Below are 26,636 nucleotides of genomic sequence, written 5' to 3' on the forward strand. Positions count from 1 at the left end.
CCGAACCGCGTCGCTTGATTGTCACCGGTAAACTGCGGTTTCACAGATAGACACTTGTCGCTTTCGCGCTTTGAATGCCTGCGCTACTAGACGTCCATACGGGCGAATGGTGAGGAATGGGCGCGGCGATGCGGGCGATCTTGGTTGCAGGTTTGGCCTTCGCATCTTCGTTGGGGAGTGGCGCGTTTGCCCAGCAGCCGCCGCGGCATGTCGATGCCGATCTCGCACAGCCCGGCGCGCCGATCGACCGCTTCTTCGACCTGTCGGTCGGATCGGATTATCCCGGCACGCTGATCCGCGCCGACAGCCAGGCGCAACTCCAGACGACCCAGCGCGAACTCGGCTTCCGCTACATCCGATTCCACGCGATCTTCCACGACGTGCTCGGCACGGTGAAGATCGTCGACGGCCGCACTGTCTATGACTGGAGCAAGATCGACATGCTGTACGACGCGTTGCTCGCCAAGGGCATCAGGCCGTTTGTCGAACTGGGGTTCACCCCGGATGCGCTGCGCAGTTCCGAGCAGACGATCTTCTATTGGAAGGGCAACACATCGCACCCCAAGCCCGACGGTTGGGTACATTTGATCGACGCCTTCGCGCGCCATCTCCGCCAGCGCTACGGCGCGGCCGAAGTGCGCAGCTGGTATTTCGAGGTGTGGAACGAACCTAACCTTGCCGGCTTCTGGGAAGGCGCCGATCAAAAGGCGTATTTCGACCTCTATGCCCAGACCGCGCGCAAGCTGAAGGCGATCGACCCGGCGCTGCGCGTCGGCGGGCCGTCGACCGCGGGTGCGGCATGGGTTCCGGAGTTTCTCGCTTTCGCGCACGCCAATGCCGTGCCGGTCGATTTTGTCACCACGCATACCTACGGCGTCGATGGCGGTTTCCTCGACGAGAAGGGCAAGCAGGACACCAAATTGTCCGCCTCGCCCGATGCGATCGTCGGCGACGTGCGCAAAGTCCGCACTCAGATCGACGTGTCGCCGTATCGCGGCCTGCCGCTCTTCTTCAGCGAGTGGAGCACCAGCTACACCCCGCGCGATTTCGTCCATGACAGCTATGTGAGCGCGCCCTACATTCTGACCAAGCTCAAGCAGAGCCAGGGACTGGCGCAGTGCATGAGCTACTGGACCTACACCGACCTGTTCGAGGAACCGGGGCCGCCGCCAACGCCATTTCATGGCGGCTTCGGCCTGACGAACCGCGAAGGCATCCGCAAACCCGCATATTTCGCCTACAAATACCTCCATGCCTTGCGCGGCCGCACCGTCCCGGTCGCCGACGCGCACACGGTTGTCAGCATCGCGGGAAAGCGTGTCGCGATTCTGCTGTGGGACTGGCACCAGCCGGTGCAGGCTCTAAGCAACAAGCCCTTTTATACCCGGCTCCAGCCGTCGACGGATCAGGCGCCGGTCGCGATGACACTGCGCCATCTCGCGCCTGGTCGATATACGTTGCGGATCAATCGCACCGGCTATCGTCACAACGATCCGCTCTCGGCCTATATCGACATGGGTCTGCCCGACCGCTTCAGCAGCACGCAGGTCCAGCAGATGCAGGCGCTCACCGCCGACACGCCCGAGGAAACGCGCGTCGTGACGATCGCGGCCGAGGGACGCTTCTCGCGCACGGTCACGTTGCGGACCAACGACGTCGTATCGGTGACGTTGGACCCGCTCAAGCCATAGACCGGCTGCGGCCAGGAGTTCCCCGATGATAGTTCGTTCCGCCATCGCCAGCATCCTCGCGGCCCGCACCTTGCGACGAAATGGCGCATGGGGCGCCCTCGCGCTTTCGACGAGTGTGCCAATCGTCGCGGCTGAGGTCGTACCGGCGACGCAGTATGACTGGCACAACGTCGTGGTTGGCGGCGGCGGGTTCGCACCAGGAATCGTGTTCAGCACGGTAGAACGCGGGCTCGCTTATCTCCGCACCGACATGGGTGGCGCGTATCGCTGGGATGGGCGTGCCAGGCGCTGGATCGCGCTCGAGGACGGCATCGCCGATGCGAGCTATATGGGCGTTGAAAGCGTCGCGGCGGACCCACACGACGCCAATGTCGTCTATCTCGCCGCGGGTGTCGGAGCGCGCGCCGATGCCGCGATCCTGCGCTCAGTCGATCGCGGTACGCATTGGACGATCACACCCGTTCCGTTCGCGATGGGCGGCAACGAGGACGGGCGTGGGCTGGGCGAGCGGCTGGCGATCGATCCGTTCGACACCACCAGCCTGTGGTTCGGGTCGCGCCACGACGGGCTGTGGCACAGCAGCGACCGCGGCACGCACTGGCGCAAAGCCGAGCGCTTCCCGCTCCCCGGGCTCGGCCTGCCCGCCGCGCGCCGGACGACACATGGCGGCTTGAGCTTCGTGCTGTTCGACCCGACAAAGGCCGGTCGCCTGTTCGTGGCGAGCGCCGACCCAGGCGCGCAGCACCTGTTTCGCTCAGAGGATCGCGGCGAGCACTGGCAGGTCGTCGACGGCGGGCCCGATCCCGCGCTCCTGCCGGTCAAGGCAGTGCTGGGCGGCGACGGAGTGCTCACCATCACGTATAGCGATGCGATCGGCCCCAACGGGATAAGCCGCGGCGCAGTCTGGCGCGTCGATGCGACAGGCGCGCACTGGCAGGACGTGACCCCCGACAGGCGCCCCGATGCTCCGGTCGGCGGCTATATGGGTGTGGCCGTTTCGGCGCGCGATCCCCGCGTGATCGCGGTCAGCACGGTCGATCGCTATCGCCCGGTCGACACGGTTTGGCGCTCGATCGATGCCGGGGCGCATTGGGACGAACTGTATCGCCGCTCGACGCGCGATATCTCGGCATCGCCCTTCCTCGCGCTCGATGGCGGCACGGCGAATTTCGGCCACTGGATCGCCGCGCTCGCGATCGATCCGTTCGACGACGGTCATGTCGCTTATTCCACCGGGGCGACCGTCTACGATACCAAGGCGTTTGCCGTCAGCGGAACGATGCCCTGGGCGACCTGGACGCGCGGGATCGAGCAGACCGCGATCATCACCATGACCAGCCCGACCGGCGGCGCGCCTTTGATCTCGGGCTTTGGCGACATTGGGGGCTTTCGCCATGCCGATCTCACCGTCTCGCCGACGCACGTGCATCGCGATCCGTTTCTCAGCAACACCAATACGCTCGATTATGCCGGCCAGGCGCCGGCGATCGTGGTGCGTAGCGGCACGGCGCACGGCCGCATCGGCGACGGACCGACATTGGCCTGGTCGGCGGACGGCGGCGAGAACTGGCAGCCGCTCGCGCCGCACAGCGAGGCGCCCGCCGCTGGACATCCCGCGCCCGAAGTGACCGGTGACGCCGCGATCACGGTGTCGGCGAATGGCGCGACCTTCGTCGCCGGCACCGCGGGGCCGCAATGGACACGCGACCGCGGCAGGACCTGGCATCCTGTGGCCGGGCTGTCGAGCGGCAGCCGGATCGTCGCAGACAAGGCCGATCCGAACCTATTCTATGCGCTCGATTTCGCCACTGCGCGCTTCGCCCGCAGCGACGATGGCGGCGCCAGCTTCCACGCACTGGCAGCCCATGGTCTGTTGGCCGATCTGTCGAGCGCGCACGCGACCAGCCGCGAAGTCCCGAGCGCGTTAATCGCCACCCCCGATCGCGCCGGCGCGCTGTGGCTGCTGCTGAACGGCGGGCTGTATCGCAGCCGCGATGCGGGAGAGACCTGGGCCCATACGACCGGAACCATCGCGATCGATGGCTTCGGCCTCGGCAAGCCCCTTCCCGGCGCGGCCTTCCCGGCGCTGTACGCGCTCGGTCGAAACGCCGGACAGGCCGGCGTGTGGCGCTCGGTCGATGGCGGCGCGCGCTGGACCCGGATCAACGATGCCGGCCACCAATGGGGCTTACGCTTTCGCGCCATCACCGGCGACCCGCGCCGTTTCGGACGCGTGTATGTCGCAACTGACGGACGTGGGATCGTCTATGGCGACCCGCGAGGCGTGTTACCGCGATAGAGCCGGGTCCCTGCTAACCGGCTCTGTCAGATTAGCGAGGCGTTCGCTACCGAGGCCCAATGAGCCGCAAATCGAGAGCCCTGCCCCCCAGCCCGTTCCGCCGGTTTAACTCGTCACCCGAGGTGATCCGGCTGGTGGTGATGATGTATGTGCGGTTCCCGCTATCGCTTCGAAACGTCGAGGATCTGCTGTTCGAGCGCGGAATCGACATTTGCCATGAGACAGTGCGGCAATGGTGGGGGCGGTTCGGCCCGATCTTCGCCGCCGACATCCGGCGGCAGCGGGTCAACCGGATGCGCGGCTTCCGACACTGGCGCTGGCATCTCGACGAGATGTACGTGAAGCTCAATGGCGAGATGGTTCACCTCTGGCGCGCGGTCGATCACGAAGGCGAGATCCTCGAAAGCTTTGTCACCAGGACGCGCGACAAAGCCGCGGCGCTGACTTTCATGAAAGAGACGCTGAAGCGCCATGGTTCGCCGGAGGCGATCAGGACCGATGGCCTTCGCTCCTATCACGCAGCGATGAAGGACCTTGGGAACGAGGAGAAGCAGGAGGTCGCTCGCTGGGCCAATAACCGGGTGGAAAACAGCCACCTGCCCTTCCGACGACGAGAGCGGGCGATGCTTAGGTTCAGGCAGATGAAGACCCTACAAAAGTTCGCCAGCGTACATGCAAACGTGCACAATCACTTCAATCTCGAACGCAATCTCGTTGACCGCAAAACCTACAAACAACGCCGCTCAGCCGCCGAGGCCGAGTGGCAGTCGGTCATGGGTTAGACTCCCATTACATAAGCCCGACCTGCATCGTGGCGAGATCGGTTCGCGTTAGACTGACAGAACCGGCACGTGGGCTCTGTCAGACCAACGAGGCGTTCGCTACCGTGGCCCAATGAGCCGCAAATCGAGAGCCCTGCCCCCCAGCCCGTTCCGCCGGTTTAACTCGTCACCCGAGGTGATCCGGCTGGTGGTGATGATGTATGTGCGGTTCCCGCTATCGCTTCGAAACGTCGAGGATCTGCTGTTCGAGCGCGGAATCGACATTTGCCATGAGACAGTGCGGCAATGGTGGGGGCGGTTCGGCCCGATCTTCGCCGGCGACATCCGGCGGCAGCGGGTCAACCGGATGCGCGGCTTCCGACACTGGCGCTGGCATCTCGACGAGATGTACGTGAAGCTCAATGGCGAGATGGTTTACCTCTGGCGCGCGGTCGATCACGAAGGCGAGATCCTCGAAAGCTTTGTCACCAGGACGCGCGACAAAGCCGCAGCGCTGACTTTCATGAAAAAGACCCTTAAGCGCCATGGCTCGCCGGAGGCGATCAGGACCGATGGCCTTCGCTCCTATCGCGCAGCGATGAGGGACCTTGGGAACGAGGAGAAGCAGGAGGTCGCTCGCTGGGCCAATAACCGGGTGGAAAACAGCCACCTGCCCTTCCGACGACGAGAGCGGGCGATGCTTAGGTTCAGGCAGATGAAGACCCTACAAAAGTTCGCCAGCGTACATGCAAACGTGCACAACCATTTCAATCTCGAACGCCATCTCGTTGACCGCAAAACCTACAAACAACGCCGCTCAGCCGCACAGGCCGAGTGGCAGTCAGTTATGGGATAAGGCCCGCGCGCAAAAGTCCGACATGCATCGTGGAGAGAGCGGTTCGCGTTAGACTGACAGCACCACGCCGAGGCTTCCGCGCGCGGGTTGCAGCTGCTGCTGTCGAACATGCACGGCGATCACCGCGGGACTGAGACTTTGCGCTTCATGCGCGGGCGTGTCGACGCCCTGATCATCATGGCGCCCGATATCGACCCCGAGCGCCTGCTCGCGCATATCCCGGCGAGTTTGCCGACGGTCCTCATCAGCTGTCCCGACGTCGCGGCGGACCATCCGCAGTTCCGCATCGATAATGTCGCCGCCGCCGATGCGATGGTCGAGCATTTGGTCGCGTCCGGGCGGCGGCGCATCGTCCACCTCTCTGGCCCGCGCGGCAACCGCGATGCCGAGGAGCGCATCGTCGGCTATCGGGCTGCGATGACCCGCCACGGCCTCAACCCGCGCGTCCTGACGGGCGATTTCGACGAGGAATCGGGGACAGCTGCCGCACAGGCGCTGCTCGGAGACGTCGAGGGGCCCGATGCGCTGTTCGCGGCGAACGACATGATGGCGATCGGCGCGCTCGTCGTTTTTCAGCGCGCCGGGCTTAACGTGCCCGACGACATCGCCGTCGCGGGGTTCGACGATATCCCGCTCGCCCGCTTCGTCACTCCGGCCCTCACCACGATGCGTGTGGGGATTGCGGAGATCGGCGCCGAGGCGGTGTCGCGCGCGGCGGCGATTCTCGCCGGGGGGAACGACACCGGGATTCGCTGGGTTGCGCCGCAGATCAGGCAGCGTGCGAGCACGATCAGCGGTACTGCCGATACGCCGCCGCCGGCGCCGCACAACATCTCCTGACGGTCAATAGACCAAGGTCCCGTGTGACATGCTCCCCAGAAATCATGCCATTGGTACGTTAGCTCGTCAGATGGAGACGAGTGATGCAGCGAGGCCGATTTACCGAGGATCAGATCATTGCCGTGCTACGCGAGCATGAGGCTGGCGTGAAGACCGCCGACCTGTGCCGCAAGCACGGGATCAGCGATGCGACGTTTCACACCTGGAAGTCGAAGTATGGCGGGCTGACGGTGTCCGATGCTGCGCGATTGCGTGCGCGCGAGGAAGAGAACCGACGGCTGAAGAAGCTGCTGGCGGAGTCGATGCTGAACGTGTCGGCGTTGAAGGATCTGCTGGGAAAAAACTGACCCGGTCTGCGGCGCGCTACGTTGCGGTGGAGAAGCTGATGGCCGACCACGGCTTCTCGTAAGCGTCGCGCCTGCAGGCTGGTCGGGGTCAATCGGTCGGCATGGCAATAAGAGCCGCTGCGCGGAAGGGACGACGTTGTCCGCGAGCGGATGCGCGAGATCGCCAATGAGCGCCGCCGGTTCGGCTATCGGCGGCTGGCGATCCTGCTCAAGCGTGAGGGCGTCGATACCTCTTTGTCGGGCCGGCGGGTCGTTCGCGAGCTGGGCGCCATCGCCGAACGTCGTGGGCTGCCGTGCGCGGTGTTCAGCGACAATGGCCCCGAGCTCACCCGTCACACCGTCCTCCCCTGGTGCCAGGAGACAGGGGTCGAATGGCATTACATTGCGCCGGGCAAGCCGCAGCAGAACGGCTTGGTCGAGAGCTTTAATGGTCGCTTGCGCGACGGGTGCTTGAACGAGCACCGGTTCTCATCGCTGGCTGCGGCGAGACGGATCATTGCGGCATGGCGGACGGACCAAAACAATGTGGGTCCGCACCGCAGCCTTGGCGGGTTGGCACTCGCCGAGTTTACCAACCGCCCCAGCCAAGGGCATACGGACACCAAAGCTAAGGTATCAGCGGCCTGAGAATGGGGAGCACGGGGCAGATGAGGACCCTACAGAAGTTCGCTTCGGTCCATGCCAACGTCCACAACAACTTCAATCACGAACGCCATCTCATTGATCGCCACACTGGGGATAATCGTGCGCGCGCATGTGCTCTCACCGCCCGTCTATTATGGCTACCGATCGCTGCCTGTTACCCAAAAATACCCCCAAAGCATCGGCACTCTATCGGGTTGAACTTGATCTAGATCATTGACGCGCAAGATTGTTCTGTATCATGATTTTCTGCCAGGCTGCGAGCTTGGCGGGTCAAGATGGCAGCGGGGTAATCGGACACTGAAATGATGGAATATCGAACGATATAATCCGAGAGGAGCAGCGAAGGTGGCTTTAACTCCAGAGCAGGTTCAGCTCGTGAAGGACAGCTACTCGCTGATTTGCAAGCATTCCGAACCGTATTCTATCCTCTTCTATCACCAGCTATTCCTGAAGCATCCGTTCGTACGCGCGCTATTTCCTGACGAATTGGCGCACCAAACGAGTGTATTCAAGCAAACCATCGATGTCTTGGTCGAAAACATCGCTGACCTTGCCCGCATGCGTCCGACCTTGGCGACCTTGGCCAGACAGCATGTTCAGTACGGTGTCGACACATACCAATATGCGATCGTCGGAGCCGTGCTGATCGATACGTTCGCAGAAATTCTGGAGAGCCGTTTCACTTCGGAGGCCCGTAAAGCTTGGGAAGCGCTCTATGCGGAGACTGCGGCCATCATGATATCGGAGTCCAGCACGGGACATTAGCGCAGAACGCCAGGGTCGCTCGCACGCCTGCATCGGCCATCCTGCCCGGCGCGTAGACCGACACGATCGCGGGCGGGACACCGACCGCGATAGCCTTCCCCTCATCGACGGCGATGGCGCCAGGCCGCATACACGCCTGCGACCATATCGTAGGGGATCGCCGCGGCCTCGCGCATCCACATCTTGGCCTGCAACGGCCTTGGCCCGCGCGCGACCATCCGCACTGGACGGCTGGCAAGGCCCAGCAACGCAAACAGCATCCGCACGCGGGGCTGGTGGTACGCATCGGTACAAGTCCGGATCGCCGTATAGCCGTGACGCCTCGCATAGCCCGCAGCCGCGCGAACCGTCTGGAGCGTGTCCATGCTCACGTCATCGAGGATCAGCCGATCGCGCGCGACGGTGCCGTGCAGCAGCTCGGCCATCACCGCCGCCTCGGACGGTGGATAGGTGCCCACCCCGCCCGAGAGGAACAGGTCGGTGCGCGGATCCGCTTCGGCAACCGCAGCGGCATAACCGACGCGGCGCGCGAGTGCGGGGCTAGCCGTCCCATCGGCCCGCACGGCAGCCCCGAACACCACAACGAGGGTGCGCGCGGGCGCCTCAGGTCTGTCGATCGTCATCGCGCGTTCGATCCGCTACCCCGCGCCCACCCTTTCGCCGCCGGTACGAGCGTCGCGAGGAAAGCCTGCGCGCTCGCCCGATACGCGTCGCGCACCTCGGGCTTCATCCGGTTCCACGTCGCGTACATGTTCGCCATGCGGTGATTGCGCCCGAACAGACGTTCGTGCCGCGCGAGAAAATCCCAATACAGCGCATTGAACGGGCAAGCGTCGGGCCCGACTTTCTTTTTCACATCGTAGCGGCATTTGCCGCAATGGTCGGACATCCGGTCGATATACGCGCCGCCCCCGGCATAGGGCTTGGTCGCGAGCCGGCCTCCATCGGCGTGCTGGCTCATGCCGATGACGTTGGGCAGTTCGACCCATTCATAGGCATCGGCATAGACGACGAGGAACCAGTCGGCGACGTCCTGCGGCCGCACGCCGGCGAGCATCGCGAAATTGCCGAGCACCATCAGCCGCTGGATATGATGCGCATAGGCATTGTCGCGCGTGTTGCGCACCGCCTCGGCAAGGCACAGCATCTGCGTGTCGCCGGTCCAGTAGAAATCGGGCAGCGGCCGCGTCGCCTCGAGCGCGTTCGCGGCTGCGACGTCGGGCATCTCGAGCCAGTAATAGCCGCGGACATATTCGCGCCAGCCGATGATCTGGCGAATGAAACCCTCCGCCGCGTTGAGCGGAACGCTCCCCGCGGCATAGGCGTCGGCGGCGGCCTGCGCGACCTCGAGCGGGGTCAGCAGCCCGATATTTAGCGCGGGGCTGAGCCAACTATGGTAGAGCCAGTCCTGCCCCGTCACCATCGCGTCCTGATACGTGCCGAAATCGGGGAGCGCGGTCTTGACGAAATGCGCGAGCGCCTCGCGCGCCTGCGCGGCGGTCACCGGCAAGGCGAACTGCTCCAGCCGCCCGAAATGCTCGGCAAAGCGATCGGCGACCAGCGCCATCACCGCCTGCGTCGTCTCGTCGGGCGCGAAATGCATTGGCTCGGGATAATTGAGCCCGCGCTTGGGCGGTGCGCGATTGTCCTTGTCGAGGTTCCAGCGGCCGCCCTCGGGCTTGTCGTCGGGCGTCATCAGCAGGCCGGTCTTGCGGCGCATCTCGCGATAGAAATATTCCATCACGAGCTCGCTGCGCGCCTGTGCCCAGGTCTGGAATTCGAGGATGCCGCAGATGAAACGATCGTCGATCAGCACGTCGACGCGAAGCCCGAACCGCTCGGCCCAGCCGTCGATCATGGTGCGCACGCGCCATTCGCCGGGCTCGACGACCCGGATCGCGCTCGGCCGATGCCGATCGACCGCGCGCGCGACTTCGCCCGAGAAACTCCCACTGTTGGCGGGATCGTCGAGCCGGATGTAATCGACGCTCCATCCCGCCGCGCGCAGTTCGTCGGCAAAGTGCCGCATCGCCGAAAAGATCAGCGCGATCTTGCGCTTGTGGTGGCGGACATAGGTCGTCTCGTCGGCGACCTCCATCAGCAGCACGACGGTGCCGTCTTTCGGCACGCCGTGCAGCGAGGCGATGGTGTGCGACAGCTGGTCGCCGAGGATCGGAACGAGGATGGTCATCGCACTCCAACGTCCGGAATCGCGCCGGGATGCACCACGCCGCGATTGGACGCTCAGAACAGCGTCGTCAGCATGTAGAAGGCCGCGCCGACCGCCGCCGAGGCGGGGATCGTGATGATCCACGCGACCAGCACGTTCTGCGCCACGCCCCACCGCACCGCCGACGCGCGCCTGGCGACGCCGGCACCGATGATGCAGCCCGTGATCGTATGCGTCGTCGAGACGGGAATCCCGAGCAGCGACGCCGCGAACACCATCACGGACCCGCCGAGCGAGGCGCTGAACCCCTGGTGCTGCGACAATTTGGTGATGCGCGAGCCCATCGTCTCGATGATCTTCCACCCGCCGGTCAGCGTGCCGAGCCCCATCGCGACGTAGCAGCTGATCGCCACCCAATGCGGCACTTCGAAATCGCCGTGGAGATAGCCGGTCGAGAACAGCAGGACGGTGATGATCCCCATCGTCTTCTGCGCATCGTTGAGCCCGTGGCTGAGCGAATAGGTGCCCGACGAGATCAAGTGCAGCGCGCGGAACGAGCGCTCCGCAGTGCGATGCGTGGCGCGGCTGAACAGCCAGCTCGACACCAGCATGATCAGCATCGACAGGATCATGCCGAGCACCGGCGACAGCACGATCGCGATCAGCGTCTTGTTGAGTCCGCTCCACTGCACCCCGGTGATGCCCGCATGCGCGACTCCCGACCCGATCATCCCGCCGACCAGCGCGTGGCTCGACGACGAGGGAATGCCCTTGAGCCAGGTCACGACGTTCCAGAACATCGCGCCGACCAGCGCGCCGAACACCACCGCCGGGGTCACCAGTTCCTGCGCGATCAGCCCCTTGCCGATCGTCGAGGCGACCGCGTGCAGGCTCGGAAAGGTGATCGTCAGGAAATAGGCGGCGAAGTTGAAGAAGCCTGCGAACAGCACGGCGTGGACGGGTTTGAGCAACCGCGTCGACACGACCGTCGCGATCGAATTCGCCGCGTCGTGCAACCCGTTGAGGAAGTCGAACGCGAGCGCGACGGCGATCAGGCCGATCAGCAAGGGCAAGGCTAAGGTGTACATCGATCTGGTCAGGCGTGATCGATGACGATGCCATCGATTTCGTTGGCGACGTGTTTGAAGGCGGCGACGATCCGTTCGAGATGCTTGTACACCTCGCGTTGCACGATGAAGCCGAGCGTGTCGCTCGCGCCGAGTTCCTTGAACGCGCGCTTTACGCCGTTGGCGTGGATCGCGTCGGCCTGGCTCTCCATGCGGACCATCCGCTCGGTCAGTTCGTGCAGCCGCCCGCCATTCCTCCCAACGTCGCGCAGCAGCGGCATCGCCTCGGCGGTGAGCCGCGCGGCATCGACGATGATCGCGGCCATGTCGGTCATTTCCTGAGTGAAGTGCGCGACCTCGTACAGGTCGATCGCTTGCACCGCGGCCTGCATCTCGTCGATCGAATCGTCCATCGCGCCGATCAGGCTGGTGATCGCGCCGCGATCGAACGGCGTGAGGAAGGTCCGCCGCACCGTCAGCAGCATCTCGCGCGTGATGTCGTCGGCGTCGTGCTCACGCTCGATCACTTCGCGGATATGGTCGGCGGCGCCGCCGGTGCCGTTGCGCAGCAACCGCGCGACCGCGTCGGCCGCGGCGCCGATCGCGACGGCGTGCGCTTCGAACAGCTCGAAGAAATTGCCGGTGCGCGGCAGGAGGCGTTGGAACCAAGCGAACATCGGACGGACTTTCGTAGTTTTGGCAACGGCCGCAAGCACACCCTTGCGCTCTGCGGCGGTCTTGAATTCGGCGGGGCCGAACGAGCGGATGAGATCGCGCAGATCGCTTTCATCGACCGCGTCCGCGGCGTCGGGGAGCGAGAACCAGCGGCGTTCGCGCTGCGACTGTTCCTTCCACACGTCGTGCTCGCGCGTCACCGCCAACGGGAAGACGTCGACATCGAGCATCAGCGAGGCGCCGTTGCCCTTGCGCTTGCGATAGCGGTACGATCCGAGCGGGGTCGGGCAGACGAGACCGCTGACGCCGGCCTCCTCCTCGGCCTCGACTGCGGCGGCCCGGTGGGACGCCATCCCGGTCATCGGATTTCCCTTCGGAATGACCCATCGCTTGCTTTCGCGCGAGGTGACCAGCAACACGCGCACGGGCGCGTCGATTCTGGTCCCTTCGGTGCGATAGGGCAGTGCTGCAATCTGGCGGATGATCAGGCTCCCTTTGTTGCACCCCCGTATCGGACCGCCACGACGCCGCCAATCCCATGGGCGGCATCGTCGCTGCGGTTGGATGGGTCGCACGACGATCGCTCGCTACCGCCGAATCGACGCATATTCCACCGCAGACTTGCGTCTCGCGTGCGCTCCGGCGATGTCGGGCCAAGCCGTTCGTTGGAAACGGTACAGGAGCAGAGCAGCAAAAGATGCGAATCCCATGACTGCGCGGTCCCTGTCGCCGTCCGAGCCTGCCGTCCTGTTTCGCTCGCGCGCCGAATGGCCCGACGAGATCGAGCGGGCCGTGCTCGAGCAGATTGGCGACGGCCCTCTGGCCAAGATGATCCGCATCGCGATGACCGATCCCGATGAAGAGCTGTGGCGCTATTCGATCAGCGTGTCGGGACAGACGATCGCGGGGAAAGCGATCCGCGCTTTGGAGCTTCAATAAAGCGGCCACTACAACGCGGCCTTGAGCGTCCCCGCCTGAGATGTTCGAGATTGACGCAGTGCAGCATCGCACCTACCAGCCCGCGCTCCCAACCTCGCTAAGCCCGATCAGGCGCAGCTTTGCTCAGCGCCGGAGGCGCCGCGTGCCCATGACCATGACTTTCGCCGATCTCGCACTCGCGCCCTTCCTGCTGCGCAGCCTCGCCGACCTCGGCTATGCCAAGCCGACCCCGATCCAGGCCGGCGCGATCCCGCTGCTGCTGCAGGGCCGCGACATGCTCGGCATGGCGCAGACCGGCACCGGCAAGACCGCAGCCTTCGCGCTGCCGCTGCTCCATCGCCTCGCCGCCGATCCCCGCCCCACACCTGCGCGCGGCGCTCGCGTCCTCGTGCTGGCGCCGACGCGCGAGCTCGTGTCGCAGATCGCGGCGGGGTTCGAGACTTTCGGTCGCGATCTGAAGCCGCGCGTCACGACGATCTTCGGCGGCGTCAGCGCGTTCCACCAGGTCAAGGCGCTCGAGGCCGGCGTCGACATCATCGTGGCGACACCGGGGCGCTTGCTCGATCTGATCGAGCAGGGCGAATGCGACCTGTCCACGCTCGAGGCGCTGGTGCTCGATGAGGCCGACCAGATGCTCGACATGGGCTTTGCCAAGCCGATCGCGCAGATCGTCGCGACCGTGCCGACCGAGCGCCACACCCTCCTGTTCTCGGCGACGATGCCCAAGTCGATCACAGCGCTCGCCGATAGCTTGCTGCGCGATCCGGCAAAGGTCGAGATCGCCCCGCCCTCGACCACGGTCGAGCGGATCGAACAGTCGGTGATGTTCCTCGATGCCGCCAACAAGAAGGCGGCATTGCTCGACTTGCTGCGGACCCCCGACATGGGCCAGGCGGTCGTCTTCACGCTACAGAAGAACATCGCCAACGAAGTGTGCGCGTTCATCAGCGAAGGCGGCATCACCGCCGAGGCGCTCCACGGCAACAAGTCGCAAGGCCAGCGCGAACGCGCGCTCGACGCGTTCCGCGCGGGCACGGTGCAAGTCCTGGTGGCGACCGATATCGCCGCGCGCGGGATCGACGTCGACACCGTGACGCACGTCTTCAACCACGATCTGCCGAGCTTGCCCGAAAGCTATGTCCACCGCATCGGCCGCACCGGCCGCGCCGGGCGCAGCGGCTACGCCATCACGCTGTGCGATGCCGAGCAGCGCGCCTGGCTCCACGATGTCGAACGCGAGATCGGCCAGACGCTGACCGTCCATGACGACCATGCGTGGCATTGCGAACTCGCGCGCCACTCCACCAAGCGCGCGCCGGTGCTCGGCGGCGGCCCGGTCAAGCAAGTCAAGGCACCCAAGGAGCGCGAGCGCAAGGTCTGGACCGAAGAGGAAAAGGCCGCCGCGCGGATGGCGGCGAAGGCTGCCTGAGCCGTGTTTGGGGCGGCAGCGCCAGACGCGCTCCCGCCCCTTTGCGCTTATTGAACCGGTGCGCTCGGGCGTCCGGTGGGCGCGAGCGGGCGGCCGCCGTTGAGATCGGCGCCGGTGTTCGAGTCGGTCGGTGTCGACTGGATCATCGCACGCATCTGCCACTGATATTTGTCGATCGCGTGCTGGACTTCCTGCAGCAGGTTCGACGTGGTCGGATCGGTGTCGTTGGTCGCCTTGATCCCCTGCGCGATCTCGTCGCTGGTCACCCGGTAATATTGCGCGAACCACTGGATGACCTGTGCATCGTCGACAAAGCCGCCCGGGAATTCAGGGATGCGGCTTGTGCGGATGATCGTGTTGGCGCGACCGTCCGACGAGACGCCGATCCCCTGCAGTCGCTCGGCGACTTCATCGGCATATTTTGCCACGCCTTCGTAATGCTCCTGCAGCAATTCGTGCAGCGGGTAGAACAAGGTACCCGAGACGTTCCAATGCGCTTGCTTGGTCTCGAGTTGGAGCTGCTGGAGTTCGGTCAGCGTCTGCTGGAGCGCTTGGGTCGAAGCGCGCAGCCCCTCGCCCTGCGGACCCGCATGAACGCGGTCGGTGACGCTGTTGAGCGGGAACGGGTCGGTCTGCGGCTGGGTCTGGGCAAGCGCGGGCGACGCACACAGGAGCGCCGCCGTGGCGAGTAGGATGGAACGCATGGAAGTCCTTTCGATCGAGCACTCGAGACGCCACCGCGTCTCGCTCGACACGCTCAACGGTCGTTCGGTCGAAGGGTTGTCTAAATTCGCTTTCAGCTTTGCTGCGAGGCGACACTGGACCACAGCGGACCCTTCTGTCTGAACTCGTGTTTAGTCGACGCGAGCGCTCGCGCCGCTAACGGGTGCAGCTCGGTCTTAAGGAAGTAGCATGCGGAATCTTGTCCTCGCGGTGGTGCTCGCCGCTACGCCAGCGCTGGCGGCAGCGCAGGAGACGACGGGGATGTCGCTCGACCGGCTCGCGCAGGATGTGATCGCCAACAATCCCGAGCGGCAATTCTATCAGCGCCAGATCGAGACCGCCGGCGTCGAACGCGCCGCCGCCGGGCGCTGGGCCGACCCCGAGGCCGTGGTCGAATTCGGCCAGCGAAGTGCGAACGACCGCACCACCGGCGCGCTGCTCGGCGACGGGCAGACCTATGCCGTGTCGATCGTCCAGCCAATCGAATTCGGCGGGCGGATCGCGCTGCGTCGCGCGATCGCCGAGCGGCAGATCGACCTTGCCAAGATCGGTCTCCAGCAGTTCGACGCGACGCTCGCCGCGCGGGCCCGCTCGCTCGGGTACGGACTGTTTGCCGCCGACGAAAAGGCCGCCACCGCACGAACCGTAGCCGCACGGATGCGCGACCTTTCGCGCGTTCTCGTCGCACGCGATCCCGCCGGCCCTGCCCCACGGCTCGAAGCGGCATCGCTCCAAGCCGGCGCAATCACCGCCGAGCGCACCGCGGCGATGGCTGATGCCGAGGCGAATTCGGCGCTGTACGAGCTCAATCAGTTGCGCGGTGCACCGTTCGCGGCGCGGATCCGGGTCATCCGCCCCGACATGCGTCTACCCGATCTCCCCTCGGGCGCAGCGCTCGCGGCGAGTGCCGCCGCCAACAATTTCGAATTGAAGTCGCTGCGCGCGCAGTTCGAGCAGCAGGGCCTGCGCGTCGGTCTTGCGCGCAAGTCGCGCATCCCGATCGTCGGCGTCGGCCCGTATTACGACCGCGCCCGCTCCGACATTCGCGAGACAAATTACGGTGTGCGGCTGTCGACCACGCTGCCGGTATGGAACCGCCAGGCGGGCGACGTCGCCGCGCAACAAGGCCGCCAGGCGCAGGCCAATGCCACGCTGATCAACGCCGAGCGCCGGATCGAGCGCGACGTGTTCGACCAGGCCGCGCAATATGAGGCCAAGCGCAAGGCGCTCGGCCAATGGTCGGGCAGCACGCCGCAGGGCTTTGCCGATGCCGCCGCCGACGCCGACCGCAACTATCGCCTCGGCGCGATCCCGCTGCAGGTCTATATGCAGATGCAGCAATCCTATATCGAGGCGACCAACGCCGTGCTCGATACGCGGCGCGAGGCGCTCGAGGCGTTGCTCCAGTTGCGCGCGCTCAACGGCGGGACCGCGCTCGCGCGATGATCGGCTGGTTGCTCGCGCTGGTGACGCGTCACCGGCTGGCGGTGACGATCGTCACCGCGATCGTCGCGATGCTCGGCATGGGCGCCTATTCTGCGCTCAAGATCGACGCGATTCCCGACATCACCGGCGTCCAGGTCCAGATCAACACAATGGTCCCCTCGCTCGCGCCCGAGGAGATCGAGCGGCTCGCGACGCTGCCGATCGAGCGGGCGATGGCGGGCCAGCCGGGCCTGCAGGAAACGCGCTCGCTGACCAAGACCGGGCTGAGCCAGGTCACTTTGCTCTACAAGGACGGGACCGACCAGCTGCGCGCGCGCCAGCTCGTCGCCGAGCGAATCCAGGCGGTGCGCGATCAGCTTCCGCCGGGTGCGACGCCACAAATGGCGCCGATCACGACGGGCTTGGGCGAAATCTACTACTACACGCTCGAATGGAAGAATCCGCCCAAGGATTATGACGCGCAGCGCCAGTTGATGGAGCTCTACGAGGCGCAGGAATATACCGTCCGCCCGATGCTGCGCGCGGTCACCGGCGTCGCCGACGTCAATTCGAACGGCGGGATGGAGCAGCAGTTCGTCGTCCAGCCCGATCCCGCACGCCTCACGCTGCACGGCGTAACCGCGGGCGAACTCGCCGATGCGGTCGGCAAGAATGTCGAGAATGCCGGCGGCGGGATCATCGTGCGCGGGCCCGAGCGCTTCACCGTGCTGACCAAGGCACGCGTCACGAATGCGACCGAGATCGGCTCGATCCCGGTCAAGTTCGCCGCCGGCGTGCTGCCGCTGCAAGTCCGCGATCTGGCGAACGTCGTGATCGGCTCGGCCCCGCGCCAGGGGGCGGCAACGCAAAACGGGCGCGAGACCGTCCTCGGCACGGTGATGATGCTCGTCGGGCAGAACAGCCGCGAAGTCGCATTGCGCGTACAGGATGCGTTGCCCGACATCCAGGCGGCGCTGCCCAAGGGCATGGTGCTCGACCGGCAATATAGCCGCGCCGATCTGGTCGATCGCGCGATCTCGACCGTCGAACACAATCTCGGCGAAGGCGCGCTGCTCGTCGCGCTCGTCTTGCTCGTCGTGATGGGCAATTGGCGCGCGGCGCTGATCGTCGCGCTGGTCATCCCCCTCGCCTTCCTCGTAACCGTCTCGGGCATGACCGCGATCGGCGTGTCGGGCAATTTGATGAGTCTCGGCGCGCTCGATTTCGGACTGATCGTTGACGGGTCGATCGTCGTGATCGAGAACAGCCTGCGGCTGCTCGCCGAGCGACGGCGCGACAAGGGCGAGGATCTGACGCCTGAGGAACGCCGCCAGACCGTCGCCGATGCGGCCAAGATGGTCGCGCGGCCGACGCTGTTCGGGATCGTGATCATCGCGCTGGTCTATGTGCCCGTGCTCAGCCTCGGCGGGGTCGAGGGCAAGCTGTTCCAGCCGATGGCGCAAGCGGTGATGCTCGCGATCTTCGCCGGGCTGATCTGGACCTTCACGATCGTCCCCGCGCTCGCCGCCTGGCTGCTGCGCGCGCCCGCTGGCGAAGCCGGCGACGGCGGCAAGACGGGGCTGATCGGCTATGCCGAACGCGGCTATTTCCCCGTGCTCGAGCGCGCGCTCGCGCATCCCAAGCTGCTCGTGCTCGGCGCGCTCATCCTGCTGGCGGGGACGTTCCTCGTCTTCCGCACGCTCGGCTCGCAATTCACCCCGCAGCTCGACGAGGGCGCGATCACCGCGATGGTCTATCGTCCGGTCGGCATGTCGCTCGACCGCAGCCTCGCGATCGAGAAGGAAACCGAGCGTCAGATCAAGCGCCAGTTCCCGCAAGTGACGCACACTTTCTCACGGATCGGCACGAGCGAAGTCGCGACCGATCCGATGCCGCCGAACGAGAACGATCTCTACATCTTCTACGCGCCGCTCAAGGACTGGCCGACCGGCGACGGCAAGCCCAAGACCAAGGAAGAGCTGGTCGCAGGCATCGAGAAGATCGGGCGGAAGGTCTACAAGGGCCAGACCTTCGAATTCGCCCAGCCGATCGAGATGCGCTTCAACGAGATGCTCGAGGGCGTCCGCGCCGACGTCTCGGTCAAGGTGTTCGGCGAGGATTACGACGTGCTCGAAAAGGCGGCCAAGCAGGCCAAGGCGATTCTCGAGAAGCAGCCCGGCACGGCCGGCGTCGAGTTCGAGACCGCCGGGCGGCCGAAGAGCATCGTCGTCGAGCTCGATCATGCGGCGCTCAACCGGCTCGGGCTCGGCACCGCCGAGGTCAACAAGGCGATCACCGATGCGATCGCGGGGACCGAGGAAGGTTTCATCCCGCACGAAGAAGCACGCCACATGATCGTCGTGCGGATGAAGGAGGATCTGCGTGCGGATCCCGCTTCGATCCTCGCGCTGCCGCTGCGCGTCGGCGAATACGGCATGGTGCCGCTGTCACGCGTCGCGCACTTGCGGACGATCCGCGCGGTCGAGCCGATCCTGCACGACGGCGGCAAGCGCCGTGCAGCGTTGATGGTCAATCTCAAGACCAGCGATCTTGCAGGCTATGTCAAAAAGGCGCGCGCCGAGGTCGAGCAGCAGGTCAAGCTGCCGCCAGGCTATCGCATCGAATTCGGCGGGCAGTTCCATCAGCTCGAGGCGGCGCAGAAGCGGTTGTCGATCGTCGTGCCCGCCGCGCTGATCCTGATCTTCCTGCTGGTCTATGCAGCACTTGGCAGCGTGAAGGAGGCGGCGATCGTCTATACCGGCATTCCGTTCGCGGTGACGGGCGGCGTGCTGGCGCTTTGGCTACGCGGGATGCCGTTCTCGATCACCGCGGCGATCGGTTTCATCGCGCTGTCGGGGATCGCGATGCTCAACGGGCTGGTGCTGATTGACCATATCAACAGCCTGCGCGACGGCCGCGACGGCGATGCGCTTCCGGTCGACGACGCGGTGCGTCAAGGCGCGCGTGATCGATTGCGGCCGGTGCTGTCGACTGCTTTTGTCGCCTCGATCGGCTTCGTGCCGATGGCGATCGCGAGTGGGGCAGGTGCGGAGGTTCAGCGGCCGCTGGCGACGGTGGTGATCGGCGGGATCGTCACTTCGACGCTGCTGACGCTGGTGCTGCTGCCGAGCCTGTATCGGTGGTTGATCCGCGACGCTGGGGCGCCGAAGCCCAAGGACGAGGTGGCGGCCGACTGATCCCACCCCCCGCCGTCACCCCGGCCTCGTGCCGGGGTCCAGCGTGCCGCGTACGCTGAACCGGCAGTATGTGGATCACGGTGGACCCCGGCACAAGGCCGGGGTGACGGCGGGGGGATGGCTACGTCTCGTTCCGCCGCGTCGGGAACACCGGCCCGCGCACCGTCATCCGCTCCGCCGGATACGGGCGCTGCAGCGCGACCACATCGTCATAGCTGCCCCGCAGCCAGCGCTCGTGATCCTCGGGCGCGAGGATCGTGACCATCGCCTTGGGATGGATCGGCGCGACCAGCGGATTGGGGTCGCAGGTCACCATCGTGAAGCCGTTGCCCTTGGCGGTACGCTGCCAGAACCCAGCGACGCAGAACAGCGGCTGGTCGGTCACCTGGAACCACATCTCGCCCTTGAGCGGCTTCTTGCCGTCGCCGAGATCCTGCGCGTCGGGCGTCCATTCGCAAAATTCGCTGAGCGGGACGAGGCAGCGGTTCTCGGGGCTGGCGGCGAGCGCACGCCACTGCGACAGGCCGAGATTGCGGACGTTGGTCATCGGCCACGCCGCCGCGCCGCCGAGCACGTCCCACGCCATGATATCGAGCCCGCGTCGCCCGGCCTCTTCGCGCACGACATACGCGCGTCCGCGCGGCATCAGCTCGCGCGGGTTGAAACGATTGTCGAGCGGGCGCTCGGGTTCGAATACCGTCGCGAGGTGTGTGTGGAGCGTTTCGGGCTCGTAGCTGAGGCGGGCGCGGTTGCACATCGTCGGTCGCTCCGGTGGATCGGGCTGAAGGGCCGACACCTCGCCCCTGGAGGAGCGCGCCATAGGCTACCGCCTCCCGTCATCTAAGCAACCGCCTGGCGGCGATCAATCCACCCACACGCCACGTCTCCACTCCGATCTCATGCGGTCGGCAGTGGTATCGCTTCCGGAACATCCCGCAGCCAGCCGCCATTTTTACCCGATCGTTACGGATAGCGTGCAAGGGGCAGTCATGGTCGATACCACTCTATCCGGCGAATCTCCCGGCGCATCGTCAGCCTTTGGGGAAGCGTCGTGCTCGGACTGGCGCGTCCGGGTCGATCAGCTGGTCGAGGCGCAGCGCAGCGTGGCGATCGCGCTGCCGATCAACGTCCTGCTCACCCTGCTCTGCGCCGCCGTCGCGTGGCACGCCGGCGCCACGCGCATGGCGCTGCTCTGGCTCGCTGCATCGTTGAGCGTCAACATCGCACGCGGTGTCTTGCAGTGGCGCACGCGAGGTCGGCGCAGCGCGGCAACACCGCCCGTCACCCCCGCGGCCGTCGAACGCCAGCTCCGCGCCTTGTGGGTCGTCACGCTCGCGTCGGGGTGCGCGTGGGCGACGCTGCCGTGGCTGTGCGCGCTCTACACGACGCAGCAATCGTTGTTCTTTCTCGCGGTCGGCTGCGGCATAACCGCGGGCGCGGTGTCGCATGGCGGCGCGTGCGCGCGCGTGCCGATCGCCTTCATCACGCCGCCGATCGTTTCGACCGCGATCGCGCTGCTCGCGGTCGGCGGGTTCGATCGCACGATGCTCGCGGCGACGATGGTGCTCTATTGGGCGGCGTTGGTCGCCACCGCGCGGCAGGCCGAGGCGACCTTCCGCCGCGCCAGCGCGCTGACGCACTGCATGGCGACGCTCAACAGCTCGCTCGAATCCGCGAATGCCAGCGCGCAGAGCACCGCGAGCGAGATGCGCCACCGCGCCGACCATGACCATCTAACTGGCTTGCTCAATCGGGCCGGTTTCCTGCGCGCTGCTGCGGCGCAGATGGAGCGGGCCAAGCCGCCCTTCTGCCTGATGCTGCTCGATCTCGACGGCTTCAAGGCGATCAACGACGTGTTCGGTCACAAGATCGGCGACGAGGTCCTGGTCGAGGTGGCGCAACGGCTGTGTCGCGAATTGCCTGAGGATGTCCTCATCAGCCGCTGGGGTGGCGACGAGTTCGCCGTCCTGCTCGCGGCCGATGCCGCGCTCACCCCGCCGCTCGATCTCGCCGACCGGCTGATCGGCGCGGTGGCGGCGCCCTACCCGACCTTCGGCACGGTGGCGCGTGTCGGGCTGAGCGGCGGGCTGCATTTGACGCACGACAGCGAGATGCCCGAGATGTTGTCGTGCGCCGATCTCGCGCTGTATGCAGCCAAGGCGGCGGGGCGGAATCGCTGCCACGTGTTCGGCGACGATCTGCGCAGCACGCTCGACTTGCGCCGCGACATCGAGCGCGATCTGCCCGCGGCGCTGATCCGGGCTGAAGTGGACGTGTGGTTCCAGCCGATGTTCGGCGATGGCGGCACCCGGGTCTTCGGGCTGGAGGCACTGGTGCGCTGGCAGCATCCGACGCTCGGCTGGATCATGCCCGCCGATTTGATGGCGACCGCCGCCAAGGCGGGCTTCGCACGGCCGCTGATGGACCTGATCCTCGACCGAGTCTGCACGATGATCGCGGCGCTTCGCGAGCGCGGTGTCGATCATGTCACGGTCGCGATGAACGTATCGCCGCGCGAAATGTCGCAATTGCCGGTCGACCGGATGATCCTGTCCGCGCTGGCGGAGCGCAGCTTGCCCCCCACCGCGCTCGAGATCGAGATCACCGAGGAGACCGCACTCGACACCGCCGATTGCGCACGCAAGCTGATGGCGCTGTCGAATGCGGGAATCCGCATCGCGATCGACGATTTCGGGATCGGCTATTCGTCGCTGTCGCTGCTGCGTACGCTCAAGGTCGACAGCCTCAAGATCGATCGCTGCTTCGTCTCGGGGCTTGCCGATTCTGCGGGCGACCAAGTGCTGGTCAAGGCGGTGCTCAACCTCGGTCAGTCGCTACGGATCGACGTGACCGCCGAGGGCGTCGAGAGCATCGACGATCTGCGCATGTTGCGGACTTTCGGGTGCCAGATGATGCAGGGCTATCACCTCGCGCGCCCGATGCCGATGGCGCAGTGCCTCGCCTTCGTCGCCGACTCGCAGGCGCGGTCGCTCGCGCCGGGCGACGACGGCGTGCACCGGCTCGCGGGCTGAGCCGCTAGGAGACCTCCGCCTCGGCGGTCGCGAGAACGCCGACGAGATGCTGCACCGTCGCGCGGAGATCGGAAAGTTCGGCCGCCGACAGGCCGAGCCCGCTCGCCAAGGTCTGCGGCACCGCGCGCGCGGCGTCGCGCAAGGCCACGCCCTGTGCGGTCACGCCGACCAACACGCGACGTTCGTCGGTGGCGTCGCGCTGGCGCGTCACCAGCCCGGCGCTCTCCATTCGCTTGAGCAGCGGCGTCAGCGTGCCGCTATCGAGATGCAGCCGCTCGCCGACTGCGCCGACGCTTTGCGGCGCCTGCTCCCACAGCACGAGCATCACCAGATATTGCGGATAGGTGAGCCCAAGCTCGGCGAGCACGGGGCGATACAGCCGACCGAACAGATTGGAGGCGGCGTAGAGCGGGAAGCAGACCTGTCGGTCGAGCCGCAGGAAATCGTCGTCTTCGCGCATCGCCGCCTCCGTGTGCGTCACTTGGTGGTGACGGTGATCTTGACGTCGATATTGCCCTTTACCGCGTTCGAATAGGGGCACACCGCATGCGCTTGCGCGACGAGCGCCTCGGCAGCGGCCTGATCGAGCCCGGTGATCGTCACGTCGAGTGCGACCGACAGGACGAAGCCACCCGAAGCATTGGGCGACAGGCCGACCTCTGCGACGACAAAGATGTCGTCATCCTTGACCTTCTGCGGCTTGCTGCGGCCGACATGGATCACCGCATTCTCGAAGCAAGCGGCATAGCCCGCGGCGAACAGTTGCTCGGGATTCGTCGCGCCGCCCTTGCCGCCGAGTGCGGCCGGCATCGCAAGCTGAAGGTCGAGCAAGCCGTCGTCGCTGCGAATCGTGCCGCTGCGGCCGCCGACTGCGGTTACCTTGGTGCTGTAGAGCGTGCTCATCGTGGGTCTCCTGAAGTGAGGATCGGGGAAGCAGTTATATTGTGTGCAATATAATTTGATACAAGTGAGTTCCGCCCCTGTTTTTGCGTTGCCCAGTCCCCACATCGCCTTTCAACACTCCAACCGCAGATGGTGCCCTATGCCCAAGCCAATGAAGATCGATTTCGTTTCAGACGTGTCCTGCCCGTGGTGCATCATCGGGTTGCGCGCGCTCGAGGACGCGCTCGCGCGGACGAGCGACGTGGTCGATGCCGAAATCACCTTCCAGCCGTTCGAACTCAATCCGCAGATGGGCAAGGACGGCCAGAACATCGGTGAGCATATCGCCGAGAAATATGGCGCGACGCCCGAGCAATCCGCCGCCAACCGCGCGACGATCCGCGAGCGCGCCGCCGATCTCGGTTTCACGATGGCGATGGGCGCTGACAGCCGCATCTACAATACTTTCGACGCCCACCGCTTGCTCCACTGGGCCGAGCTCGAAGGCAAGCAAGGAGACCTCAAGCGCGCGTTGTTCCAAGCGTATTTCACCGATCAGCAGGATCCCTCGGACCATGCCGTCCTGGTCGCGCTCGCCGAAAAGGTCGGGCTCGATCGGGCACGCGCCGCGGAAATCCTGGAGAGCGACGCCTATGCCCGCGAAGTCCGCGCCGCCGAGCAGCTCTGGCAATCGCGCGGCATCTCCTCCGTCCCCGCGATCATCATCAACGATCGTCACTTGATCTCGGGCGGCCAGCCGACCGAACTGTTCGAGCGCGCGATCCGCGAAATCGCTGCCGCCTGATCCCCCTCACCGACCGAAAGACACACAAATGGCTACCCTGTTCGACAGCTACACGCTCGGCACGATCCCGCTTGCCAATCGCATCGTGATGGCCCCGCTCACGCGTAACCGCGCGGCGGCGGGCTTCGTCCCCGGCCCGTTCGCCGCCGACTATTATGCGCAGCGCGCCACCGCCGGCCTGCTCATCGCCGAGGCGACGCAGGTGTCGCAGCAAGGCCAGGGCTATCAGGACACGCCCGGCATCTACACCGACGCGCAAGTCGAAGGCTGGCGCTTCGTGACCGACCGCGTCCACGCGGCGGGCGGCAAGATCTTCCTCCAGCTGTGGCATGTCGGGCGCATCTCGCATGTCGACCTCCAGCCCAACGGCGGTGCGCCGGTCGCGCCCTCGGCGATCCGCGCGGAGGCGAAGACCTTCGTCGGCAATGCCTTTGTCGACACCTCGACGCCGCGCGCGCTCGAGCTCGACGAGATGCCCGGCATTGTCGAGGACTTCCGCCGCGCGGCTGCCAACGCGATCCGTGCCGGTTTCGACGGCGCCGAGGTGCACGGCGCCAATGGCTATCTGCTCGACCAGTTCGCCAAGGACGGCGCGAACCACCGGACCGACGCGTATGGCGGCAGCATCGAGAACCGCGCACGGCTGATGCTCGAGGTGACCAAGGCGGTCGTCGCCGAGGTCGGTGCCGATCGCACCGGCATCCGCATTTCGCCGGTCTCGCCTGCAAGCGGCGTTTCGGACAGCAACCCGCAGCCGCTGTTCGACTATATCGTCGATGCGCTGAGCGCGCTGGACCTGGTCTATCTCCATGTGATCGAGGGTGCGACGGGCGGCGATCGCGATTTCGCGCCGTTCGATTACGCCTCGCTGCGCCGCCGTTTCGCCAACACCTATATGGCGAATAACGGCTACACGCTCGAACTCGCCACCAAGGCAGTCGAGTCGAATACTGCCGATCTGATCGCATTCGGGCAGCCGTACATCGCCAATCCCGATCTGGTCGAGCGCTTCAAGCAGCATGCGCCGCTCAACACGATCGATCAGGCCACGCTCTATGGCGGTGGGGCGAAGGGCTACACCGACTATCCGACGCTCGCCGAGCAAAACGCCTGACGGGTGGCGGGGCCGGCGCAGTGCCGGCCCCGCTTGCATTTAGGTGAGCGAGCCGCTCCGGATCAGGTCGCAGACATCGTCCGCGACTTGATTGTTCGCGCCGAGCCGCTCGATCAACTGCGCCGCGCGGCTGCCGCGCAGTCCGGCAATGGTCAGCGTCTTGTCGCGGACATAGGTGTAGACCCCGCTCACCGCGAACGCCGACGCATAGGCGATATGCGCCTTCTGCGCGTCCATCGTCGCGCGGAACGCTTCGGTTTCGAAGAAGGCGCGCCGCGTCATCGGCGTCTCGAACGCGATCTCGACCACGGCAATCGTCGTCCGCTCGGGCGGCACCTGATGGTCGACATTGGGGGCGGGCGGTGCCGGCTCGGCATTGTCATAGGTCTGCGGAAGATGCAGCCGCAGCTTCAGCACCGCTGGCTCCGCCGCAAGCGTTTCGGCAAAATTGCTCATGAAGTCGCCGAACGCCTTCGCGTCGGTCCCGGCCGCGCCGAAATGGACGTGGATCCGGTCGATCCCGTCATCGCCATTGGGAACCGGGTCGGGCAAGCGGTCGACCAAAGTGCGCGACCCGTCCGGCAGAGCGTATGCGACGGTCGCGGCGAACATGTTCTGCTCGTCGGCGAAGAGGATCGAGCTCGCTGCGTTGAACACGCCCTGATCGTCCGCCGACAAGAAGCCGATCTCGACCCCACCATCGAGTTCATAGTCGGGGAACGGCGCGATCCCGTCGACTTCCGGCCAGAGATGCGCATCCTGCTCGCGGTCGAAATGGTTCTGAACGTACCAGCCGAGCCCGGCAATACGCGAGCAGAGCGGGCCATGGACGTCCCGCCAATAGGTCGCAAACACGTCGTGCGGCACGCGCGGGCGGCGCAGGACGGTGGTGTAGCTGTTGATCGCGATGCCGGCATCGCGCGCGGCATAATCGGTGGTGATCGAAACCTTGGGCATGACGATACTCCTGAAAA

General features: G+C 65.6%; 22 protein-coding genes and 1 pseudogene. 14 read left to right on the forward strand and 9 right to left on the reverse strand.

The features are described from left to right. Positions 1-128 precede the first annotated feature (128 nt). The 7 genes and pseudogenes from IE187_RS03600 to IE187_RS03630 all read left to right on the forward strand — a co-directional run bounded on the left by IE187_RS03600 (position 129) and on the right by IE187_RS03630 (position 8,204). Positions 129-1,691: a GH39 family glycosyl hydrolase gene (locus IE187_RS03600; RefSeq protein WP_189675129.1), complete on the forward strand. Its 1,563-nt coding sequence runs from the start codon at positions 129-131 to the stop codon at positions 1,689-1,691. Between the two features lie 25 nt (positions 1,692-1,716). Continuing rightward, positions 1,717-3,990, forward strand: coding sequence for a beta propeller repeat protein (locus IE187_RS03605; protein WP_229839211.1), 2,274 nt, complete (start codon positions 1,717-1,719; stop codon positions 3,988-3,990). A 59-nt stretch (positions 3,991-4,049) separates the two neighbouring features. Then, a complete protein-coding gene (locus IE187_RS03610; protein ID WP_189675130.1) occupies positions 4,050-4,772 on the forward strand; it encodes an IS6 family transposase in 723 nt (240 codons plus the stop codon). 112 nt (positions 4,773-4,884) lie between these two features. Next, positions 4,885-5,607, forward strand: a complete 723-nt coding sequence (locus IE187_RS03615; RefSeq protein WP_189675131.1) for an IS6 family transposase — start codon at positions 4,885-4,887, stop codon at positions 5,605-5,607. A gap of 87 nt (positions 5,608-5,694) precedes the next feature. Further along, positions 5,695-6,447, forward strand: coding sequence for a LacI family DNA-binding transcriptional regulator (locus IE187_RS03620; protein WP_229839212.1), 753 nt, complete (start codon positions 5,695-5,697; stop codon positions 6,445-6,447). Positions 6,448-6,530: 83 nt separating this feature from the next. Then, a pseudogene (locus tag IE187_RS03625) lies at positions 6,531-7,421 on the forward strand (integrase core domain-containing protein). Positions 7,422-7,784: 363 nt separating this feature from the next. Further along, the gene (locus IE187_RS03630) at positions 7,785-8,204 is read left to right on the forward strand and encodes a globin domain-containing protein (RefSeq protein ID WP_189675132.1); all 420 of its coding nucleotides are present in this window, start codon (positions 7,785-7,787) and stop codon (positions 8,202-8,204) included. Positions 8,205-8,305: 101 nt separating this feature from the next. Here the strand turns inward: IE187_RS03630 and IE187_RS03635 are convergent, their stop codons facing one another. The 4 genes from IE187_RS03635 to IE187_RS03650 are packed head-to-tail and all read right to left on the reverse strand — an operon-like array spanning position 8,306 to position 12,535. Next, positions 8,306-8,827, reverse strand: a complete 522-nt coding sequence (locus IE187_RS03635; protein ID WP_189675133.1) for a YdcF family protein — start codon at positions 8,825-8,827, stop codon at positions 8,306-8,308. Continuing rightward, positions 8,824-10,395 carry a cryptochrome/photolyase family protein gene (locus IE187_RS03640; RefSeq protein WP_189675134.1) on the reverse strand — a complete coding sequence of 524 codons (1,572 nt, stop codon included), beginning with the start codon at positions 10,393-10,395 and terminating at the stop codon, positions 8,824-8,826. The genes IE187_RS03635 and IE187_RS03640 overlap by 4 nt, the downstream gene beginning before the upstream one ends. Positions 10,396-10,448: 53 nt before the next feature. After that, the gene (locus IE187_RS03645) at positions 10,449-11,462 is read right to left on the reverse strand and encodes an inorganic phosphate transporter (RefSeq protein ID WP_133189042.1); all 1,014 of its coding nucleotides are present in this window, start codon (positions 11,460-11,462) and stop codon (positions 10,449-10,451) included. 8 nt (positions 11,463-11,470) lie between these two features. Beyond that, positions 11,471-12,535: a DUF47 family protein gene (locus IE187_RS03650; protein ID WP_133191998.1), complete on the reverse strand. Its 1,065-nt coding sequence runs from the start codon at positions 12,533-12,535 to the stop codon at positions 11,471-11,473. Positions 12,536-12,824: 289 nt separating this feature from the next. Here IE187_RS03650 and IE187_RS03655 point away from each other — a divergent pair, with 289 nt between their 5' ends. Both IE187_RS03655 and IE187_RS03660 read left to right on the forward strand, forming a co-directional pair. Continuing rightward, entirely contained in the window at positions 12,825-13,055 is a 231-nt protein-coding gene (locus tag IE187_RS03655; protein WP_133189044.1) for a hypothetical protein, read from the forward strand. 148 nt (positions 13,056-13,203) lie between these two features. Next, on the forward strand, positions 13,204-14,484 hold the full coding sequence (locus IE187_RS03660; RefSeq protein ID WP_189675135.1) for a DEAD/DEAH box helicase: 1,281 nt from the start codon (positions 13,204-13,206) through the stop codon (positions 14,482-14,484). A gap of 47 nt (positions 14,485-14,531) precedes the next feature. Here the strand turns inward: IE187_RS03660 and IE187_RS03665 are convergent, their stop codons facing one another. Beyond that, positions 14,532-15,188, reverse strand: coding sequence for a Dps family protein (locus IE187_RS03665; RefSeq protein ID WP_189675136.1), 657 nt, complete (start codon positions 15,186-15,188; stop codon positions 14,532-14,534). Between the two features lie 208 nt (positions 15,189-15,396). Between IE187_RS03665 and IE187_RS03670 the strand changes: the two genes are divergently transcribed. Together IE187_RS03670 and IE187_RS03675 are read left to right on the forward strand one after the other, a co-directional pair. Further along, entirely contained in the window at positions 15,397-16,653 is a 1,257-nt protein-coding gene (locus tag IE187_RS03670) for a TolC family protein (protein ID WP_189675137.1), read from the forward strand. Next, positions 16,650-19,829: an efflux RND transporter permease subunit gene (locus IE187_RS03675; protein ID WP_189675138.1), complete on the forward strand. Its 3,180-nt coding sequence runs from the start codon at positions 16,650-16,652 to the stop codon at positions 19,827-19,829. Before IE187_RS03670 ends, IE187_RS03675 begins: the two co-directional genes overlap by 4 nt. Positions 19,830-19,950: 121 nt before the next feature. On the opposite strand, the gene IE187_RS03680 is transcribed toward IE187_RS03675, so the two are convergent. Continuing rightward, entirely contained in the window at positions 19,951-20,586 is a 636-nt protein-coding gene (locus IE187_RS03680; RefSeq protein ID WP_189675580.1) for an SOS response-associated peptidase, read from the reverse strand. Positions 20,587-20,818: 232 nt separating this feature from the next. On the opposite strand from IE187_RS03680, the gene IE187_RS03685 reads away from it, so the two are divergent. Further along, positions 20,819-22,861, forward strand: a complete 2,043-nt coding sequence (locus tag IE187_RS03685) for a putative bifunctional diguanylate cyclase/phosphodiesterase (RefSeq protein ID WP_189675139.1) — start codon at positions 20,819-20,821, stop codon at positions 22,859-22,861. Positions 22,862-22,865: 4 nt separating this feature from the next. Here IE187_RS03685 and IE187_RS03690 read toward each other — a convergent pair whose 3' ends face one another. Both IE187_RS03690 and IE187_RS03695 read right to left on the reverse strand, forming a co-directional pair. Beyond that, a complete protein-coding gene (locus IE187_RS03690) occupies positions 22,866-23,321 on the reverse strand; it encodes a MarR family winged helix-turn-helix transcriptional regulator (protein ID WP_189675140.1) in 456 nt (151 codons plus the stop codon). A gap of 17 nt (positions 23,322-23,338) precedes the next feature. Continuing rightward, positions 23,339-23,764 (reverse strand): organic hydroperoxide resistance protein, encoded by a 426-nt coding sequence (locus tag IE187_RS03695; RefSeq protein ID WP_189675141.1) that lies wholly within the window; start codon positions 23,762-23,764, stop codon positions 23,339-23,341. A 139-nt stretch (positions 23,765-23,903) separates the two neighbouring features. Between IE187_RS03695 and IE187_RS03700 the strand changes: the two genes are divergently transcribed. Together IE187_RS03700 and IE187_RS03705 are read left to right on the forward strand one after the other, a co-directional pair. Next, positions 23,904-24,548 (forward strand): DsbA family oxidoreductase, encoded by a 645-nt coding sequence (locus IE187_RS03700; RefSeq protein WP_189675142.1) that lies wholly within the window; start codon positions 23,904-23,906, stop codon positions 24,546-24,548. Positions 24,549-24,576: 28 nt separating this feature from the next. After that, positions 24,577-25,662, forward strand: coding sequence for an alkene reductase (locus IE187_RS03705; protein WP_189675143.1), 1,086 nt, complete (start codon positions 24,577-24,579; stop codon positions 25,660-25,662). 39 nt (positions 25,663-25,701) lie between these two features. On the opposite strand, the gene IE187_RS03710 is transcribed toward IE187_RS03705, so the two are convergent. Next, positions 25,702-26,619: an EthD domain-containing protein gene (locus IE187_RS03710; protein WP_189675144.1), complete on the reverse strand. Its 918-nt coding sequence runs from the start codon at positions 26,617-26,619 to the stop codon at positions 25,702-25,704. Positions 26,620-26,636: the final 17 nt, after the last annotated feature.

The organism is Sphingomonas glacialis, assembly GCF_014653575.1.
Lineage (GTDB): Bacteria > Pseudomonadota > Alphaproteobacteria > Sphingomonadales > Sphingomonadaceae > Sphingomonas > Sphingomonas glacialis.

What these genes read in the sequence shown, in the direction of transcription:
- IE187_RS03600 (WP_189675129.1), top strand. Translation starts at nt 129, where the DNA reads ATGCGGGCGATCTTGGTTGCAGGTTTGGCCTTCGCATCTTCGTTGGGG.
- IE187_RS03605 (WP_229839211.1), top strand. Translation starts at nt 1,717, where the DNA reads ATGATAGTTCGTTCCGCCATCGCCAGCATCCTCGCGGCCCGCACCTTG.
- IE187_RS03610 (WP_189675130.1), top strand. Translation starts at nt 4,050, where the DNA reads ATGAGCCGCAAATCGAGAGCCCTGCCCCCCAGCCCGTTCCGCCGGTTT.
- IE187_RS03615 (WP_189675131.1), top strand. Translation starts at nt 4,885, where the DNA reads ATGAGCCGCAAATCGAGAGCCCTGCCCCCCAGCCCGTTCCGCCGGTTT.
- IE187_RS03635 (WP_189675133.1), bottom strand. Translation starts at nt 8,827, where the DNA reads ATGACGATCGACAGACCTGAGGCGCCCGCGCGCACCCTCGTTGTGGTG.
- IE187_RS03640 (WP_189675134.1), bottom strand. Translation starts at nt 10,395, where the DNA reads ATGACCATCCTCGTTCCGATCCTCGGCGACCAGCTGTCGCACACCATC.
- IE187_RS03645 (WP_133189042.1), bottom strand. Translation starts at nt 11,462, where the DNA reads ATGTACACCTTAGCCTTGCCCTTGCTGATCGGCCTGATCGCCGTCGCG.
- IE187_RS03655 (WP_133189044.1), top strand. Translation starts at nt 12,825, where the DNA reads ATGACTGCGCGGTCCCTGTCGCCGTCCGAGCCTGCCGTCCTGTTTCGC.
- IE187_RS03660 (WP_189675135.1), top strand. Translation starts at nt 13,204, where the DNA reads ATGACCATGACTTTCGCCGATCTCGCACTCGCGCCCTTCCTGCTGCGC.
- IE187_RS03665 (WP_189675136.1), bottom strand. Translation starts at nt 15,188, where the DNA reads ATGCGTTCCATCCTACTCGCCACGGCGGCGCTCCTGTGTGCGTCGCCC.
- IE187_RS03670 (WP_189675137.1), top strand. Translation starts at nt 15,397, where the DNA reads ATGCGGAATCTTGTCCTCGCGGTGGTGCTCGCCGCTACGCCAGCGCTG.
- IE187_RS03675 (WP_189675138.1), top strand. Translation starts at nt 16,650, where the DNA reads ATGATCGGCTGGTTGCTCGCGCTGGTGACGCGTCACCGGCTGGCGGTG.
- IE187_RS03680 (WP_189675580.1), bottom strand. Translation starts at nt 20,586, where the DNA reads ATGTGCAACCGCGCCCGCCTCAGCTACGAGCCCGAAACGCTCCACACA.
- IE187_RS03685 (WP_189675139.1), top strand. Translation starts at nt 20,819, where the DNA reads ATGGTCGATACCACTCTATCCGGCGAATCTCCCGGCGCATCGTCAGCC.
- IE187_RS03690 (WP_189675140.1), bottom strand. Translation starts at nt 23,321, where the DNA reads ATGCGCGAAGACGACGATTTCCTGCGGCTCGACCGACAGGTCTGCTTC.
- IE187_RS03695 (WP_189675141.1), bottom strand. Translation starts at nt 23,764, where the DNA reads ATGAGCACGCTCTACAGCACCAAGGTAACCGCAGTCGGCGGCCGCAGC.
- IE187_RS03700 (WP_189675142.1), top strand. Translation starts at nt 23,904, where the DNA reads ATGCCCAAGCCAATGAAGATCGATTTCGTTTCAGACGTGTCCTGCCCG.
- IE187_RS03705 (WP_189675143.1), top strand. Translation starts at nt 24,577, where the DNA reads ATGGCTACCCTGTTCGACAGCTACACGCTCGGCACGATCCCGCTTGCC.
- IE187_RS03710 (WP_189675144.1), bottom strand. Translation starts at nt 26,619, where the DNA reads ATGCCCAAGGTTTCGATCACCACCGATTATGCCGCGCGCGATGCCGGC.